Annotated in this window: 17 protein-coding genes; all 17 read right to left on the minus strand. The window is 40.7% G+C overall.

Features of this window, described 5'->3' with window-relative positions; genetic code table 11:
- Positions 1 to 4: 4 nt before the first annotated feature.
- On the minus strand, positions 5 to 1,936 hold the full coding sequence (locus GHNINEIG_RS07570; RefSeq protein ID WP_135796083.1) for a flagellar hook-length control protein FliK: 1,932 nt from the start codon (positions 1,934 to 1,936) through the stop codon (positions 5 to 7).
- Between the two features lie 79 nt (positions 1,937 to 2,015).
- On the minus strand, positions 2,016 to 2,465 hold the full coding sequence (gene fliJ / locus GHNINEIG_RS07575) for a flagellar export protein FliJ (RefSeq protein WP_135796084.1): 450 nt from the start codon (positions 2,463 to 2,465) through the stop codon (positions 2,016 to 2,018).
- Between the two features lie 27 nt (positions 2,466 to 2,492).
- Positions 2,493 to 3,833: a flagellar protein export ATPase FliI gene (gene fliI / locus GHNINEIG_RS07580; protein WP_135796848.1), complete on the minus strand. Its 1,341-nt coding sequence runs from the start codon at positions 3,831 to 3,833 to the stop codon at positions 2,493 to 2,495.
- A 13-nt stretch (positions 3,834 to 3,846) separates the two neighbouring features.
- The gene (locus GHNINEIG_RS07585; RefSeq protein ID WP_135796085.1) at positions 3,847 to 4,677 is read right to left on the minus strand and encodes a FliH/SctL family protein; all 831 of its coding nucleotides are present in this window, start codon (positions 4,675 to 4,677) and stop codon (positions 3,847 to 3,849) included.
- Complete coding sequence (fliG, locus tag GHNINEIG_RS07590; protein ID WP_135796086.1) at positions 4,678 to 5,697, minus strand: flagellar motor switch protein FliG; 1,020 nt, start codon at positions 5,695 to 5,697, stop codon at positions 4,678 to 4,680. It lies immediately after the preceding gene.
- Between the two features lies 1 nt (position 5,698).
- Entirely contained in the window at positions 5,699 to 7,384 is a 1,686-nt protein-coding gene (gene fliF, locus GHNINEIG_RS07595; RefSeq protein ID WP_135796087.1) for a flagellar basal-body MS-ring/collar protein FliF, read from the minus strand.
- 30 nt (positions 7,385 to 7,414) lie between these two features.
- Positions 7,415 to 7,885, minus strand: coding sequence for a flagellar hook-basal body complex protein FliE (gene fliE / locus GHNINEIG_RS07600; RefSeq protein ID WP_223260855.1), 471 nt, complete (start codon positions 7,883 to 7,885; stop codon positions 7,415 to 7,417).
- Positions 7,886 to 7,983: 98 nt separating this feature from the next.
- Positions 7,984 to 9,363: a sigma-54-dependent transcriptional regulator gene (locus GHNINEIG_RS07605; protein ID WP_135796088.1), complete on the minus strand. Its 1,380-nt coding sequence runs from the start codon at positions 9,361 to 9,363 to the stop codon at positions 7,984 to 7,986.
- Complete coding sequence (locus tag GHNINEIG_RS07610) at positions 9,360 to 10,532, minus strand: sensor histidine kinase (RefSeq protein WP_135796089.1); 1,173 nt, start codon at positions 10,530 to 10,532, stop codon at positions 9,360 to 9,362. Before GHNINEIG_RS07610 ends, GHNINEIG_RS07605 begins: the two co-directional genes overlap by 4 nt.
- Before the next feature lie 15 nt (positions 10,533 to 10,547).
- On the minus strand, positions 10,548 to 11,657 hold the full coding sequence (locus GHNINEIG_RS07615) for a sigma-54 interaction domain-containing protein (protein ID WP_135796090.1): 1,110 nt from the start codon (positions 11,655 to 11,657) through the stop codon (positions 10,548 to 10,550).
- Between the two features lie 86 nt (positions 11,658 to 11,743).
- Complete coding sequence (locus tag GHNINEIG_RS07620; protein ID WP_135796091.1) at positions 11,744 to 12,040, minus strand: hypothetical protein; 297 nt, start codon at positions 12,038 to 12,040, stop codon at positions 11,744 to 11,746.
- Positions 12,033 to 12,467, minus strand: a complete 435-nt coding sequence (fliS, locus tag GHNINEIG_RS07625) for a flagellar export chaperone FliS (RefSeq protein WP_135796092.1) — start codon at positions 12,465 to 12,467, stop codon at positions 12,033 to 12,035. The genes GHNINEIG_RS07620 and fliS overlap by 8 nt, the downstream gene beginning before the upstream one ends.
- 25 nt (positions 12,468 to 12,492) lie before the next feature.
- A complete protein-coding gene (fliD, locus tag GHNINEIG_RS07630; RefSeq protein WP_135796093.1) occupies positions 12,493 to 14,838 on the minus strand; it encodes a flagellar filament capping protein FliD in 2,346 nt (781 codons plus the stop codon).
- Positions 14,839 to 15,013: 175 nt separating this feature from the next.
- Positions 15,014 to 15,457, minus strand: coding sequence for a flagellar protein FlaG (locus GHNINEIG_RS07635; RefSeq protein ID WP_135796094.1), 444 nt, complete (start codon positions 15,455 to 15,457; stop codon positions 15,014 to 15,016).
- 26 nt (positions 15,458 to 15,483) lie between these two features.
- Positions 15,484 to 15,897 (minus strand): flagellar protein FlaG, encoded by a 414-nt coding sequence (locus GHNINEIG_RS07640; RefSeq protein WP_135796095.1) that lies wholly within the window; start codon positions 15,895 to 15,897, stop codon positions 15,484 to 15,486.
- A gap of 34 nt (positions 15,898 to 15,931) precedes the next feature.
- Entirely contained in the window at positions 15,932 to 16,795 is an 864-nt protein-coding gene (locus tag GHNINEIG_RS07645) for a flagellin N-terminal helical domain-containing protein (RefSeq protein ID WP_135796096.1), read from the minus strand.
- A 157-nt stretch (positions 16,796 to 16,952) separates the two neighbouring features.
- On the minus strand, positions 16,953 to 17,816 hold the full coding sequence (locus GHNINEIG_RS07650) for a flagellin N-terminal helical domain-containing protein (protein WP_135796097.1): 864 nt from the start codon (positions 17,814 to 17,816) through the stop codon (positions 16,953 to 16,955).
- Positions 17,817 to 18,072 lie beyond the last annotated feature (256 nt).

Below are 18,072 nucleotides of genomic sequence, written 5' to 3' on the forward strand. Positions count from 1 at the left end.
TTTCTTAAGCGTAATAATCCACTAAATTATTGTTTGAACTCTGAACCACAGCTTGTTCCTCTTCCTGAGAATCGTTTCCTAACTCATTCTGACCTATTCCACTTGAAGCATGCGACTTTGAGTCATCTTCATTATGATTGTCTGAAAACTCTCTTTCATCCTTTACATCCAAGGAACCAAACCCTATACCAGCTGCTTCCAGCATTTCTTTCAACCTTGGCATCGCATTCTCAATCGCTTCGCGAGTCGTTCCATGCTGAGCGGTCATAGAAACGTGTACTTGTTGATCCTTATCCACATTAAGTTTAATTTGAATAGGGCCTAACTTTTCCGGGTTCAGGGTAATTTTTGCCTCTTGAATCTTATTGTTTGCCATGTAAGTTACACGGTGTCCTAATGCATGTCCCCACTGCGGTGTTCTGACACCTTGTGTAATCGCTTGCAGCCCTGCTGGCAATTGATTTCTGGAATCAAAGCTGACGCCTAAATTTCCTAGAATTTTTTCAGTTTTTTCAGCTTTATTCTCTTCGGAACTCAAGGCATCATTAAAGCTTTTCAAAATCTCTTGATGTTCTTTAGACACTTGTCGGCTCTGTAGCTGACTTAACATTTGTTGCTGTTGGGAAAATTGCTGCCCCTGATTCTGTGAGTTATGTTGCGAAGATTGCCCCTGATGAGACCCGCTTTGCCCATTTGAAGTTGATCCATTCCCAACAGTATTACCAGAATCTATTCGTGAATGCTTCAATTCACTAGACACGGGAGCATTTGGTTCTTTATGTACAGAAACACGTGGTTTATCGTCAGCTACCACAGCTCTTTTATCTTGTGCTTGTTCAGCCGCTCTATCAAATGATCGCATAGTATTATCGCCAGCATTCTCGGCACGGTGCCCCTGTGCTTTAGACTGACCATCCTGAGCGTGAACGATTCCAGCGTATGATGCATGCTGGGAAATATCTTTCTTTGCACTGTTTAAAGATGCATTCTGCGTTTCTTCCTTTTCAACATTGAGGTCATCTAATGATTGAACTCTTTTATCCACACCAGCTTTATCTTGTTGAGTTTCCATAGAATGCTGTTTTAGAGGCTCTTCAACTGATACTTTGTTCGCTTCTACACCAGCAGAGGAAGTTTTCTCACTGAGTTGAGCTTTAGCAGAAGTTTCTTCGATTTCTTCTGATGATGCTGTTCCTGATTGAACTGCCTCTCTCGAGCTTGAGCTTGAGCTTGCTTCATTTTGATTTAATTGAGTTGCAACTTCATGCGTTATTTCATTAGTCGGGTCAGTCTTCTCAGTACTTTCAGCCTTAACATCCATCACAACAGATTGCACACCATCAACTTTATTGATATCTTCAGTGGTTACTTTTTCTGTATGCATTTCAGCCTTGACAGATTGTTCTCTTTCACTGCCAACTTTTTTGCCGAAATCACCGGTCAGCTCAGATTGTGACGCATTCAATTGCAAGTTACTGTCTTCTTGATCTTTACCAGACATCCCTTCTGCTTTTAGAGCCGTTTTAAGTCTTTCATCAATCTTTTCATCAACCGTATCACTTGACGTTAAAATTTTCTGGCTAACACTTTCTTCTGATCCCTGCTTAGTTTTTGAATCAGGATGTTGATTAATTTGCTGCAATACCACTTCCAAATCAATTTTAGTGTCTAAATCAGGCTTTGAAAGTAACTTATCGGAACCGGAATCCTCAGGTTTTTCATTGCGTTGAGCGGTGGTGACATCCACTTTAATTTCTGAAAAAGGAATTTTGCTTTCTGAAGAAGCATTTTCAACAGACTTGCCTGCATGCTCTAATGCTTCCGAAAAAGTTGACGCACCCTTCGGCAAAGATTGCCGTTCTTCTACATCAATAAGTGTTGAAGCGGCTTTAGACTTGCCGTTTGCTACATTCAATACTGGAGTTTGCTCAATCATTATCTATTCCATATGATTTGTATTTAAACCGTTTCAAGCAACATGCAAGCCAACTTAATAAAACCTTTGTGAAAGTGATTTATTTAGAAGAATTACTATGAACAAATTGCTGAGAAGCTAATTCATCCAGCATTTTTTGTTCCTGTTTATCAAGCCTGACACGTTCATCTCGTTTTAATTTTAAGTAAATATTTTTCAGAGATTGATGGCGAGCACGCTTTTCAACCCAAGTTTCTTGAGCTTTTTCTAGAACTTGCGTCAATTGTGCCATTTGTTCTTTCTGGGACAAAATGGCTTTATTAACGTTATCGATAAATGCTTGTGTTGTTTGAAGTTGAGCCATCGTAATTTCTTTGTCATTATGAATTTTAGACAAGTGGTTAGCATGATAATCTTGTAGAGAGTCAAGCTGCTCTTCACTGCTCTCTAGTTGTTGACGGACAGCTAAGAAGGTTTCTTGCGCTTTATCTAACTCATCCTGAGCCAATTCAACCAACATTTCAAAGCGTTTTAGTTTTGAATTAGCCATTTTGAATTCCTGACAGAATAATAAAGATTAAGAAAGAGCTGATTCAAGCGATGATAAGCTCTCTTTAACAGAAAAAGATTCATCAATTGATTGCGATAAAAAGTGGCTTAATTGAGGATGTTTTTCAATGGCTTCATCAATCGCTGCATCCGTCCCTTTACGGTATGCTCCAATACTGATCAAATCTTGATTTTGTTGATACGTTGAATATAGTTGTTTAAAACGCCTTGCTAATTTATTTTGCTGTTGAGGTACAACATCAATCATCACACGACTGATGGATGCTTCAATATCAATAGCAGGATATCGTCCAGAATCGGCTATTTGCCTTGATAATAAAATATGACCATCTAAAACCCCCCTTGCAGAATCTACAACAGGATCATTTTGATCATCCCCTTCCGCCAAGACCGTATAAATCGCTGTGATTGAACCGGAGTGGCTTGCACCGTTTCCTGCTCTTTCAACCAACTGAGGCAGTTTAGCAAAAACGGAAGGAGGGTACCCTTTACTAGCGGGAGGTTCTCCTACAGCCAAAGCAATTTCACGTTGTGCTTGTGCAAAGCGTGTCAGAGAATCCATCAAGAGCAAAACATTTTTACCTTGGTCTCTAAAATACTCGGCAACGGACGTTGCCAACATCGCACCATGTAAACGCATCAAAGGAGGATCATCTGCCGGTGTCGCAACAACAACCGACCGCTTAAGTCCATCTTCACCAAGGTTATTTCTGACAAAATCATTAACTTCTCGGCCCCGTTCTCCAACCAAACCGACAACAACAACTTCTGCGTCAGTGAATCGTGTCATCATGCCTAATAGGACACTTTTACCCACACCAGTACCTGCAAGAAGCCCGACTCTTTGCCCTTTACCAAGCGTTAAAAGACCATTAATTGTCTTAATTCCAACGTCTAACGGCTCTTGAATCGGTGCTCGGTGAAGCGGGTTAATTTTATCTCCGTTTAATGACACTCTTTTATCAAAAGAGATGGGACCTTTATCATCTAAAGGGTTACCGGCACCATCAATAATTCGTCCCAGCATTGATGCACTGACACCAACCTTAATGCCCCCAGAAACAGGAACCACTCTGGCATTCGGTTCAAGCCCGTGAATTTTTCCAATCGGCATTAAGTAAAGACGATCATCATTAAAGCCAACCACTTCTGCCTCTATAGGAGGTTCGTTTTTAGACAGAACCTGACAACGTGATCCAATAGGCGCATAAGTACCCACAACTTCCAATGTCATCCCAACCATTCGAACCAATCGCCCTTCTATTTGAAGCGAGGGTTTATGAGGTATTTGTTCGGATAATTCTGAAAACTTATAATGTAAGTACTGATTAAAAAGCTGTTTAATCATCATGGCCCCTCAGCTAGGTTTCTTCTGATGGAGTTGATGTTTGAGAGTTAGAGTTCAACACCTTATTTGGTTGTTTTGCGAGTTTTTTAAAAAGAGACTCTGTATCTCCGAGAAGTTCATCCAATCGACTTTTCCAGTCATTCATTACGACTGAAGAATTTTGTTTAATACGACACGTACCTTCTTGAAGGTCATCATCTGCATTCAAGCGCCAATTTACTTTATTTGACTGCAAATATTTATCAACAATTTCCAGGTCAGCTGAGTGAAGAAAGACATCAATTGGCTCGGAATCATCTGGTAATTTCTGAACAGCTTCCTGAATTGCATCGATGATCCATTCTTTATGTAACGCGATTTCCACAGGTACAATGCGAGCGGCCAAATCAACAGAGAGATGACACAAGGATTCAAATACATTTTGAGAAATATCTTGATATGGCTGACTCATCGATTCCAGTAATTTTTGAATCGATTTAACTTGCGATGAGAGCGTTGCATCGGCTTCCTTTTCAGCCGCTTCATAAGCTTCTTTCCGACCTTTTTTCAACCCTTCTTGATAACCTGACTCATACCCTTCTTTATGAGACTTTTCATACACTTCTTTTTTTAGCAGGGTTGCTTTTCGTACCATTTCTGGCTGAAGCTCTTTACGGATTTGTTCTTTGACATCCGCCCGAATTTTTTGTTCTTTCTTAACTTCTTCCTGTTCGAGATCTAAATACTGAAATGCTTTAATTTCTGGCTCAGCCACTTCATCTGCACGCATTAAACTGGCAACAGGAAGGTTCTCCTCCTCAGGAACAGGAGGCATTGGATCAAGAGGTTCTTGATTGGAAGCCATTTAGACGAATTCCTCTGCACCACCAGGCATCATTAATTTTTCTTCATCCGCCAAGCGACGCACAGTTTGAATAATAGTTCTTTGAGCTTCTTCAACATCACTCAACTTAACGGGACCACTCATTTCCAGTTCTTCTCTTAGCATTTCAGCCTGACGTTTAGACATATTTGTCAAGAAAAGCTCTGTCATCGTATCATCTGCCCCTTTAAGAGCAATTTTGAGTACATCGGTTGGTACTTCACCCAGTAATGTTTGAATGCCTCTTGGCTCAATACCACTGATATCTTCAAATACAAACATTTTATCTTGGATGGCTTTACTGATATCTTCATGTTCGATGGCAATATCATCCAATACTCTGGAATCGACGCCTCCACCCACTAAGTTCAAAATCTCTGCAGCACGCTTCTCACCGCCAATTGTAGCAAGCTTACCACCCTCACCATCACTGGAAGCATGCTCGAGTACATCGTTCAAATCAAATAATGCTCTTGGCTGGATTGTTGTGAGAGTGGCAATACGATAAATAACTTCAGATTGAAAGCGTTCAGGAATGCCCGCCAAAATTTCAGCCGACAAGTCTGGCTCGAAATAAGATAAAACAATCGCAACTACCTGAGGATGCTCATTTCGCAGCATATTGGAAATCGTTGAAGGGTGCATCCACTTGAGCGCTTCAAGGCCTTTCACCTGGTCGCCTAGCATGGCTGCATCCATCAAGCCGCCTCCGCCTTCACCAAGTGCATCCACCATTAACGATTGGGCGTATTCTGTTGGATTAATTCCTAATGCATCTTCACCCAGCTCATCCAAGAATTTTTTCATTACAATATGAATATCTGAATGAGACACATCCGTTACACCAGTCATTGCGGTACCAATCTGCTGAACCTCTCTTGGGTTAAGATGTCCTAAGACTTTTGAAGCCGTTTCTTTTCCTAAAGCTAATAAAAGAATGGAGGTTTTTTCCAACCCAGTAAGAGTGTCTTCGGCCACTTCTTCAATTTCAGAGCTTGCCATATTAGTCTCCCTTCGCCATCCATTGCTTAATGATATGCGCCGCTAGTTTTGGATCCGCCGATACAACGGCTTTAACTTTTTCAAGCATTTCCTTATCTTTTTCAGAGTCTTCATCCACCTCTTCGGCTTTTTGTTCGACCTCTTCATTCATTTGTTCTAATGCTCGAGAAATCTCATCTGCATTTTCAAGTTCTTCTTCTTCCTCAGGCACATCCTCAGGATAATCCATCGCCACTTCTTCGCGTTTTGATAGATCTTTCAACATGGGTCGAATCACACCAAAGATGATAATTAAAACAGCCAGGCCTGCTAAGATTTGTTTAACCAATGTCCAGAACCAAGGTTCTTCCCAGATTTCAGGCCCTGCAAAATCTTCTTGTTTTTCTTGAATAAAAGAGGCATTCACAATACTTAAAGTATCTCCACGCGCTTCATCCAAGCCAACGGCATCACTGACCAAACGACGGTAACGTTGCAACTCATCTTCAGTTAAAGGCGTTCTGACCGTGTCACCATTATCATCAACGGTTAACTTATCATCCAAAACCACCGCAACTGACAATCGTCTAATACTGCCGACAGAATTTTTGATATGACTGACTGTTCGATCAAGCTCATAGTTTTTAGTTTTTTTCTCTTTTGAGTTTTTCAGGTTAGGATCATTTTCAGCTTTATAACCTTCCTCAGGTGCGATACCTGCACGAGGTGGTTGATTGGTTAAAGCACCAGGAATCCCCATCGGCCCTTCATTTCGATTGATTTCTTTAATTTCTTGTTCAGACCGAATCGCTTCAGGATCGGGTTCATAATTTTCTCGTGTTTGTTCTTGCTGAGTGAAATCAAGCTCGGCCGTCACCTGTGCTCTTACCTTGTGATCTCCACCTGCAACAGGCGTCAACAAGCGGATAATTCTTTGAGACAGTGTATCTTCTACTTGGCGAGTATATCCCAATTGCTTAAGGCTCACATTCATGATGCCGGAATGAGAATCACTGGTTAACAAGTTACCTTGCTGGTCAACAACCGTTACGCCTTTAGGTTTCATATTAGGAATACTGGAAGAAACTAAATAAACAATTGCACTGACCTGTTCTTCATTCAATGCACGACCAGGATAAAGTTTGACCGTGACCGATGCGGTAGGTTCTTGTTGCTTACGAACGAAAACGGAACGTTTTGGCATCCCCAAAATCACCCGTGCTGACTTTACCGCATTAATGCTTGATACGGATTTGGCGAGTTCTCCTTCAAGAGCTCGTTGATAGCGCGTGGTTTCTTTAAACTGAGAAATACCAAATCCCTGATCGATATCCAAAATCTGATAACCAGTAGGCGCTTGCTTAGGATAACCTTGAGCTGCGAGTTTGAGGCGCAAAGAATGTACCTGTTCATTCGGCACCAAAATAGCACCAGAGTTTTCTTCAATTTTATAAGGGACGTTTTCTTGGTCTAGGGTCTGGATGACTTCATTCATGTCTTTGGCATCCATACTGCCAAACAACAAGGTATAACTAGTAGATTGGGACCAAAGGATAATTCCGATTGCCAACGCGACGCTGGCAGCTAATGCGATAACTAAACTGACTTGCTTCGCAACGGATAAAGACGTTAAATTTTTTAGGAGGGGAGAACCTTCCGCGGCTTTTGACGAACTTAAAGTAGGATCAAGAGATGGTTGATCAGGCATTAAAGATATCTTCTCTTGTTAGTAAATCAATTAAATAGGCATGTTTTTAATATCTTTATAAGCTTCGACCAGTTTATTTCTTACTTGAGTCATTGCTTGAAAAGACAAACTTGCCTTTTGTGCTTGAACCATTACTTCCGTTAAATCAACGTCCTCCCCTTTTTCAAAGGCAGTTTTCATGGCGGATGATTTATTTTGCTCTGTTGCGACGGCATTAACCGATTGAGAGAGTAAATCGGAAAAATTCTCCGCAGCTTGGGCGCCTTTTTCAGCTTTTTGAACCGGTTGAGATTGAGATGCCGCTTCTGCAGCCAAACTTCTCATCTGCAACATAAGGCTTTGTGTATCGACCGAATTACTCATTTTTGTGTAAAACTCCAGTTTGTCATCACATAGTCTTTGTAATAAGACCATCGTCAGTAAGCTAATTATGACATAGTTCAGCAATTCATATGCCAAATTAAGCGTCAAATTAACGACATCTAATTGCAGCCAAACCATATAACGATAGGATCTTCTATAAATAATCAAAAGACCATTTGTTTACGCTGACTTTTCTAGTCCACCAACATGAAAACAATGTACCATTTTTGGCAGCGTTATAAAACGTCCAACCCTTGCTCTTTAAAGCGTGCCAGTTTATACCTTAAGGTCCTTGGACTAATATTCAGTGCCTCAGCCGTTTTTTGACGATGACCATTGTTCGCTTTTAACGTTTCTAAAATAATTTGCACTTCACGCTCTTTTAAATCCGTTGAGGGCGACTGACCATCTGTCGCAACGGATTGGTGAGTATCCACAGCTGAAGCTTCCACCTCTTTAACGCTATTTGCCTGGGAAGTCCCCGCATTTTGATGAAAGCTATCATCAAACAAAATATCCTGTTCTTGAATGGTTTCACCAGACATCATCACCAATGCTCTTTGAATGACATTATCAAGCTCTCGAATATTTCCTGGCCATTGAAATTGAATTAATGAACGCATTGCAGGAGCCGACATCATTGGCTCTACTCTTCGACCACCGCAATGACGCTGCAATAGGCGTTCTGCAATAGCAGCAATATCTTTGGGGCGCTCTCTCAAAGGCGGAATCCGCATCGGAAAAACATTTAACCGATAAAACAAATCTTCTCGAAAATCGCCATCAGCCATCGCTTTTTTCATATCAACATTGGATGCACTCAATACGCGCACATCTAATTTAATTAGCTTAGAACTACCGATACGTTCCACTTCTCGTTCTTGTAAAACCCTTAATAACTTCGCTTGCAAGTCAGGTTTCATTTCGCCAATTTCATCTAAAAAAATGGTTCCACCCTGCGCCAGTTCAAACTTACCTGGCATCGCTTTCATTGCACCGGTAAAAGAACCTTTTTCATAACCAAACAAGGTCGCTTCCAGCATGTTTTCAGGAATTGCGGCACAGTTGATAGCAACAAAAGGCTGTTTGCTTCGCGTGGAATGATTATGAATAAACCGAGCCAAAACTTCTTTCCCGGTGCCACTTTCTCCTGTAATCAAAACCGACGCGTCACTTTCGGCGACTTTTTTTGCCATCGATTTCAATTGTACGGTTGTTGCGTCAGCCACCACAAAATCTTCTTCCGCCGAGGCGTCTCGATAAAAATACGCTTTTGCTTTTTCTACTAAAACATCCGCTTCAAAAGGCTTCAAGATATAATCTACCGCGCCTGACTTCATCGCTTCAACAGCCTGCTCTACCGTTCCATAAGCCGTCATTAACACAATAGGTAGGTATGGCTTGATCGCTCGAATACGTTTCATCAAATCATAACCATTCATCCCATCCATACGGATGTCAGTGAAAACCATCGCAATCTCATCGTCCAATGCAACAAGTGCTTCTTCGGCAGACCCCACAGAAACAACATCAAACCCATTAAGCTCTAAGGTATCGACTAATGCTTCTTGTAATTCTGTATCATCTTCTACTACTAAAATCTTAGCAATACTCATGAGCTCTCCTCAATTCTTAACAAGGGTAAGCGCACACCAAAAACCGCTCCTCTTCCCACTACCGAGTTCACCCATACTTCTCCCCCATGTGCTTCAGCAACGGCCCTAACCACTGCCAGACCAAGGCCTGTTCCTTGTGCACGACTGGTAAAAAAAGGTTCAAAAATTTTCTCATTCATTTCTTCTGTCAATCCTGGTCCATTATCTGCAACCATAATATCAACCAAATTCTGTGTTGTTTTGACTGACACTGAAATTTCCGCCTGTTCAGAAACAATGTCAATTGCATTGCTTACCAAATTCTCTAAGGCTGTTAACAGCGCATCTTGATCCCCTAAAACGACCAGGCCTGGCGGAACTTCATCAAATTCAATCACACTTCTTGATTGTTGGGCTTTTGCCTCAACCGCTTGCTTTAAGCTCTCTAGCAATGCATCCACCGCTACCTTTTGATCTTTCGCCTTGCCGCCTTTTGCGTACTGCAACATATCGTTCACTAAGGATTCAAGATGACGTAAACTATTTAAGGACTTGTGAACAAATTTTTCTCGTTTTTGAGAATCCAGTTGACCTGAAGACATTTGAGAAACATAAAGTAATGCCGAAGCAAGGGGGGTACGAATTTGATGTGCCAAAGAAGCCGCCATTTCTCCCATGGAACTTAAACGCTGGTGACGACTGATATGCTGTTGCAAATCTCTGGCATCAGTCACATCCTGAATTAATAAAATCTTCCCCGTGACATCGTGACCATCAAAAGAAAAGTTTAATGGGGATTCGGATAATTGGAATGTCATTTGGTTATGAGTAATAAGCTCTCCGGCATCATTAAAGGTTAAAAAGGCATTTCTAACCACAACTTCCCAAAGGCGCCCTACTGCATCTTTTCCTAAAATATTTTCTGCGGCAGGGTTCATATCGATAATTCTTTGTTGCTCATCTAACACAATAACACCAGCGGGAAGCAAATTTAACAACTGTTCAAGTCGTTCACCAACTTGGTGTTTTTCACGATTACTTTCCGCTAATTTTTCTTGTAAATCTTCTACTTGATTTTGTAAAGACTCATAAGCCTGTGTCAGTTGAGAGGAAGTTTGATTAAAAAGCTCAAAGGCTTCTTCTAATTCGGCTAAGCGCTTTTGTTCAACTTCCTTTTCGATTGCACTCACAACAATCCCTTTACCTTAACTCAGATTAAATTTACGGATTTTTTCAACCAATGTCGTACGGTTTGTCTGCAATAGCTTAGCGGCTTGAGAAACATTCCCGTCCGTTTGCACCAGTGCTTTTTGAATTAACTGTACTTCCATTTCCACTAAATAAGATTTTAAATCCAACCCAGAATCCAAATCAGGCATGCCAAGAGATGACGCGTTCTCTGTGCCATCCGAATTTTCTGTGATTTGTTGTGTAACTTCCGGCTCAGTCGTATTCAGTGCAATCTGAGATGAACTTTGACCAAGATCCGGTTTGGCAGACTCTAATATTGTGGAGTCAACTCGAATCAGGGATGCATCCTCTTCCAATTCAACTTGATACTTAACAGGTAAATCATCGTAATCGACGGTTAAATCAGGGAATAAAATAGACAGTCGCTCAGCCAAGTTACCCAGTTCGCGGACATTACCAGGCCAGCTATAACGCTGCAAAGCAATCATCGCTTTTTCCGATAGTTTAGGAACGGTCCGCCCTGAGTTTTGAATTTTATGAAACATAAAATCAAATAAATCGGGGATATCTTCAGGACGTTCTCTTAGAGAAGGCATTTCGATAGGAAAAACATTTAATCGATAAAACAAGTCTTCACGAAATGTTCCATCTGAAATATTGTCTTCTAAGTTTCGATGTGTTGCCGCAATGACTCTGACATCACATTCAAAACTTTTATTACCGCCGACACGTTCATACATTCGTTCTTGCAGAACACGCAGAAGCTTAACTTGCATCGGCAAAGGCATGTCACCGATTTCATCTAAAAAGATCGTGCCTTTTTCAGCCATTTCAAAACGACCTTTACGAGCTGTAATCGCGCCTGTAAAAGCCCCTTTTTCATGACCGAATAATTCTGATTCTAATAATTCGCCTGGAATGGCACCGCAATTAATAGGTATAAAAGATCTATCAGATCTTTCAGATACGGAATGTAAGGATTGAGCAACGACTTCTTTCCCCGTTCCTGATTCCCCTAGAATCAAGACAGTCGCGTCGGTTTTTGCAACCTGCTGTATGAGTTTTTTAACTTGTTGCATGGCTGGTCCATTACCAACCAAAGAGGATAAAAGCTCTTCTTTCATCTAGCCGCCACTTCGTTTTGACATCTAAGACACTTTATATAAGTTTTTTTACGAGATGTCAAAATTTTGGCAGCCTTTTTCAGCTTTTATTTCAAATACTCTTTAATCGAAGCGGCAATGTGTGTATCTTGCTGCATTTCTGAGGCCGTTTCTTGTTGCGCCTCTTGTAGATATTTAGCGATTATTTCATTATCTTCTAAAATTTGTTCAACAATTCCAGAAAGAGCTTCACCGTACTCTTCTACTGCGTTTTCCAGCATAGGATGCCAAAGGTGATCTAATTCTGTTAGCTCTTGCCATTGCCTTGATTCAGCAGCATTCAACATATTTTTAGAATGAGCCAGCAAGTTTAGCTTTGTTTGCTCTACCGACAAATCACGCACTCTCTCTTTCAATCTGATCTTTAGAAGATCGTTTAATCTCTTCCGGCATCGCTTTCCATGCTTCATTTAATGCCTTAATATGCTCAACGACTTCATCAATGATAACAGTATCATTCTTGGCCGAAACCTCGATCATCTTACGATAACAGTAGTCATATAAGCCATACAAATTTTCTGCAACCTCTCCTCCTTTTTCAAGGTCTACTCCATCTCTTAGAGAGTTTAGTATTGCTAATGATTTATTAATGTGCTCTGACTTTTGTTCGTATTTTTTTTGCTCAATAAATACTTTCGACAATGTTAAATGCTTAATTAAGCCATCATAAAGCATCTCCACCAGCTTATGTGGCGTCGCTTCTGAAGCAGCCGTTTCTACATAATTATTTGCATATTGTTGTGCAAACTTATTACGCATATTCATATCCATAACAAAATCCCTTGTTTAAACTTTTTTAATTATTATTGTTATTACTATAGGTTGCTGTCAGCATATTTCGAGTTTGTTCTGAGCTATTAATCAATGACTGCAACATAGAGAATTGCATTTGATACTTTGCCAATAGTTTTTCATATCTCGTATCAATGTCTTTTGTTTTTTCATCATAACGATCAAGTCGATCATTCAAATTACTCATTCTCGTACTCAACAAACCAGTATCTGCTTTAAACAAGTCATTAATGGTTGTTTCTAACTGACTCGCATACCCTTCCGAATAACTGATTGTTCCTCGTGCACCAGTTGTCCCGCCAATGACCTCAAACTCGAGCCCTCTAACTTCGGCTTCATTTCCAGCAATCATGGCATAGTCACTGATTTTTACTTGGCGACCATCTGCCGTGCTGGCATAAGCACCAATATTCAATGAACCGCTTGCCGTGGTCAAAGTACCATCTACATTTTGCCCTGCATCCAATACATCCGCAGTGAAACCTGCCGCGCCAAAATTAGCAAACCCAGTTAACTCAACACTCGAAAACCCACCAAAGCGTGTAGAAGTGACCGTAAAAGCACTGCCATCATGTGTCACACTGACTTCAGCGCCCGAAGCCTTAACATCTGCATTATTATTAATTGTTGAGGCCATTGTGAGGGCTAATTCATCCATCGTGTATCTACCAGCTGTAATGGACACTGCTGAACTTGTTGATTCATCTACTTTGACATTAAAGGTGGCATCAGTCGCTCCTAAATCAAGCAGTTGTTGCCCAGCATAAGAAGCAGACCCAAATCCTTGATTCGACATACCAGTTGTTGCAGCAATATCAACAGTTCCTTGACCTGACGCAGCATTAAGTTCAAATCGTGATTGAGACGAATCATATGAAATGGCAACGACCCCTGCTCCAAAGGCGGCATCAATTTGCCCTTGAATTGCAGTCGCCACTTCGTCTTTTGTTGCATACGTTTGAGCCACAGATGCCAAGTTAATCGTATTAACGGTTCCATTGACATTTAGATCAAAACTGGCTGAAGCATCAATGGTTAAAGCAGAAGTCAAATCACTGATACGATCCCCTGCAACCTGTTCATCGGTCGTCAGACCTGCAACCGCGCCACCTGTTACCGTTGCTCTATCCGCCAGTTGAGTAATATTTAAAGCATAGTCCCCAGTCTGCGTCTTGTCACTACCTGCCAACACATTAACCAGAGGATCATCACTAGTTCCGCCTTTAGAAAACATTGTCGATAGTGCACTCATATCTGTTAATAGTGCTGTATCAAGTTTGGCACTGTCTACTTCTAAAGCACCGTCTCGCGTGAAGTTAATACCTATATCGGCCAATGACTGATAACTACCACCAGAAAGCTGGCTAATTGCCCCTGACATCGACTCTCTAACTTGGTATTTAACAGAACGCAATAAACTGCTTCCTGCTAAATCGCCATAATACTTATACTCATCTGATGCCAGCTCTTCTTTTGTTAAATCACTAGTATCATATTTTCCAAGCTCGTCTAAAATCGTATCTAACTGATTATAAACATCCACAAAACTGGTAATGGTATCCTTAACACTTTGAGAATCTTGTCCAACTGAAACGGTACTAATTGTCCCGACAGATGCAGAGTTCAATTGAAACGTGACGCCATCAATAACTTGGTCAAAGGTATTGGTAGAATTTGTCACTGTAACACCATTTAAAACCATGACAGCATCTTGTGCTTGAGACGTCGTCGTAAAACCATTTGTATCAAAATCAGCGATCCCTGAAATAGTCGCTTCACCAGCCGCACCACTTTCTTTTGATGTAAACATCATTTGATAAGACCCACCATTATTAATAATGGAGGCTGTTACACCATAATCACCGTTATTGATAACCTTTTGCAACCCCTCCAAAGTATTGTTGGAAGCATCAACAGCAATATTGGATACCTGCCCTCCGACATCAATGGTTAAGGTTCCGGTTGATAACGTATCAGAGGGGGATGTAAATCCTTTATTAGCGACCATAGTATGTGCTTGAGCTAACTGTCTGGATTCAATTTGATAACTAGACAGTGCGGCAGAATTAGTCGCTGAAACAGAAACAAGCGTATCATTTGAAGAGGATGCATTTTTCTGACTAAATAAGGTTGGTGAAGATAAATCCGTCACATAACTGTTAAACGCTTCTAGGTTTGTCTGCAAATACTTAAATGCATCCAGCTCAGTGGTTACTTTTTCAACATTTCTTTCTAAAATAGCTTTAGGCCCTGCAACTTCTGCCGTTGCTAAGGCTTTAGACATGTTTCCAATATCAAATGTACTGTTAGTTAAGCTATTTAAAAGCGTGCTACCTATTTCGTTTGCCATTTCGGGCTCCTGGTCATCTGGTCTGATGATGTCTTATGAACATATAGTTATTATATTGAGTTAAGCATACAAAATGCCATCTGTATTAGATATATCGACAAAAAACTAAAAGACTTTAATTTTTAGAAAAAAAAAGCGGCCAAAAGACCGCTAAACACACAAGGGAAACTGAAAACTAAACTTTCTCATCCGCAATCAACCCCAAAACGGGCGCTATCTTTTCAGATAATTGTTGACGCATCTCTAAAAAGTTTTTTATATTTTTGGAAACGGTTAAAAGTTCTTGTGAGGGTATCTGACGTAACACCTCATCCGTATCACTATTTTTTATAAAGACAACCATCTGTTGGAGGTCTTCATTTCTTTCAAATTTTAAGTAACTATCGTAGCCACTTAAATCTTTATTCACGCGTTCTATTAGCCCGTCCAGATCTTCTTTGGAAAGCTTAACGTCCTGCGCACCTTGAACCTTCTTGATCGTTCTCTCTTGCTGAGAAGAGCTCATCTCTTTTGAAGATTCTGTCAATTTGGTACCTAAAGCTTCTTTTTTTAAAACTTTAGGATTTGTTGCTTCAGCTAATGCCAGGTTACTTGGTTGCATAACATTAAAATCTGCCATACCCCATCTCCTTACCAATCCATCATCTATATGATTTCATTGAATAAGACACCTGTCAAACTTTCTTTATCTTTAAACTCATTCCGTTGTAAGTTATCCAGATAGTCTTGAATATTTTTCATCATCTTCAAAGACCCTTCCGAGGGTAACTGTTTTACAACTTCATTCGTTTTCGTATCCAACACAGTCACAACAGATGACTGAGTTCCTTCATCAACACTAAATGCCAGCGATAAACCAACCAATAACATTTTTTCATTCAAGCTTGTCGCTTGGCTTTGAATATCATCAATCGCTATCTTATCAGCATTTTTTGTTAACGCACTTGTCGTTAGTGTTGAAGCCTGCTGCGGACTTTTGGATATTGTTGCAACCTGATGACTAGTCTCAGGCTGCATATTTAAAGCCACATCAGGCGGTAAGTGGTTTTTAATATCCATACTTACCCCCTTTAATGCGCTTCATTAGACGCTATTAACGAAGTAGTGAAAGTACGTTTTGCGACTGTTGGTTCGCTTGAGACAACATACTCATCCCTGCTTGTTGCAGTACTTGTGTACGCGCTAAGTCAGCACTTTCTTTTGCAAAGTCAGCATCTTCGATACGTGAACGCGCACCTTGGATGTTTTCATTTACATTCGATAAGTTTGAAACCGTTGATTCTAGTCGATTTTGTACCGCACCCCATGATGCACGCTGCAGGTTAAGCTTTGACATAACAACGTCTAACTTAGAAACCGCTGCAGAAGCTGCTGTTGTTCCTGTTGCTGTACTTGTTAGAGTCAAAGATCCTAGCGTGACACCACCGGCAGACAATGCACTGGTACCAACGTTCAACACACTCATTGAGATTTTGTTGTTAACACCAGATTCCCAACCAACGTGGAAGACTTTTGCAGTTGAAGCTCCAAGTGCTGCTGAATTCAACAAGTTAACACCGTTAAATTTTGTAGTCTGAGCAACACGATCAATCTCTTCTTGAAGGGCACTAAACTCTTCTTGCATTTGACTACGGTTAGCTGTGCTGTAGGTACCGTTCAATGCTTGAACACCTAACTCACGCATACGTTGCATCATGTTAGAAATTTCTTCAGATGCACCATCAGCTGTCTGGATTTTAGCCATCCCGTCGTTCGCGTTACGAATCGACATATCCGTACCCATTACCTGAGTTGTCATTTTAGTGGTAATCGCAAGACCAGCCGCATCATCTGCTGCGCCGTTAATACGTTTACCAGATGTCAAACGCTCCATCGCTGTTTGCTGATCAACAGTTGTGTTACTTAAAATACGGTTTGCATTGATTGCAGCCATATTAGTATTAATGACCATTGCCATGATACTTCTCCTTTTTTGAAAATCAGCTGAAACTTTCATTCCAGCTATACTTCTGCCTAATCGTAAAACTTTGAGCAGAACTGGTTTATTAAGTGCTTAGCACTTAAATAAATTCTATTTTCACTTGCTGCGTACCTGACTTACTCGTGTTCTGCGATTACTGAAGTAACTGCATAACATTTTGTGACTGCTGATTCGCTTGGGACAACATACTCATCCCTGCTTGTTGCAGTACTTGTGTACGCGCTAAGTTCGCACTTTCTTTTGCAAAGTCAGCATCTTCGATACGTGAACGTGCACCTTGGATGTTTTCATTTACATTCGACAAATTTGAAACCGTCGATTCTAATCGGTTCTGTAATGCACCCCATGATGCTCGTTGTAAATTCACTTTCGACATAACAACGTCTAACTTAGAAACCGCTGCAGAAGCTGCTGTTGTTCCTGTTGCTGTACTTGTTAGAGTCAAAGATCCTAACGTGACACCACCTGCAGACAATGCACTGGTACCAATATTCAACACACTCATTGAGATTTTGTTGTTAACACCAGATTCCCAACCAACGTGGAAGACTTTTGCAGTTGAAGCTCCAAGTGCTGCTGAATTCAACAAGTTAACACCGTTAAATTTTGTAGTCTGAGCAATACGATCAATCTCTTCTTGAAGGGCACTAAACTCTTCTTGCATTTGTGTACGGTTACCTGTGCTGTAGGTACCGTTCAATGCTTGAACGCCTAACTCACGCATACGTTGCAGCATGTTTGTGACTTCTTCTGAAGCACCATCCGCCGTCTGGATTTTAGCAATCCCGTCGTTCGCGTTGCGAATCGCCATATCCGTACCCATTACCTGAGTCGTCATTTTAGTGGTAATCGCAAGACCAGCCGCATCATCTGCTGCACCGTTAATACGTTTACCAGATGTCAAACGCTCCATCGCTGTTTGTTGATCAACAGTTGTACTTTCTAAGATACGGTTTGCATTGATTGCAGCCATATTTGTATTAATAACCATTGCCATGATACTTCTCCTTGTGTGTACTTTCTTTGTGTGTTTTTCTTATTTATTTGAGGCAGTGTTTCCTGCCTTCAATTAAGGTATCGGCCCTAATAAAATTTCTTTAGAAAAAAACAATAAAAATTAAAAAAAATATAAAAACCCGTTATTTACAGGGTCAAGAGGCTATTAAAAGAAGAAAGATAAAAAGGTGTTGACTCAATGGAGAAGCGATAGAAATTTAAAATGAGGAAAATATATAATGAATAACTGACTAGGC

The sequence above is a fragment of the Hydrogenovibrio crunogenus genome (assembly GCF_004786015.1).
GTDB lineage: Bacteria > Pseudomonadota > Gammaproteobacteria > Thiomicrospirales > Thiomicrospiraceae > Hydrogenovibrio > Hydrogenovibrio crunogenus.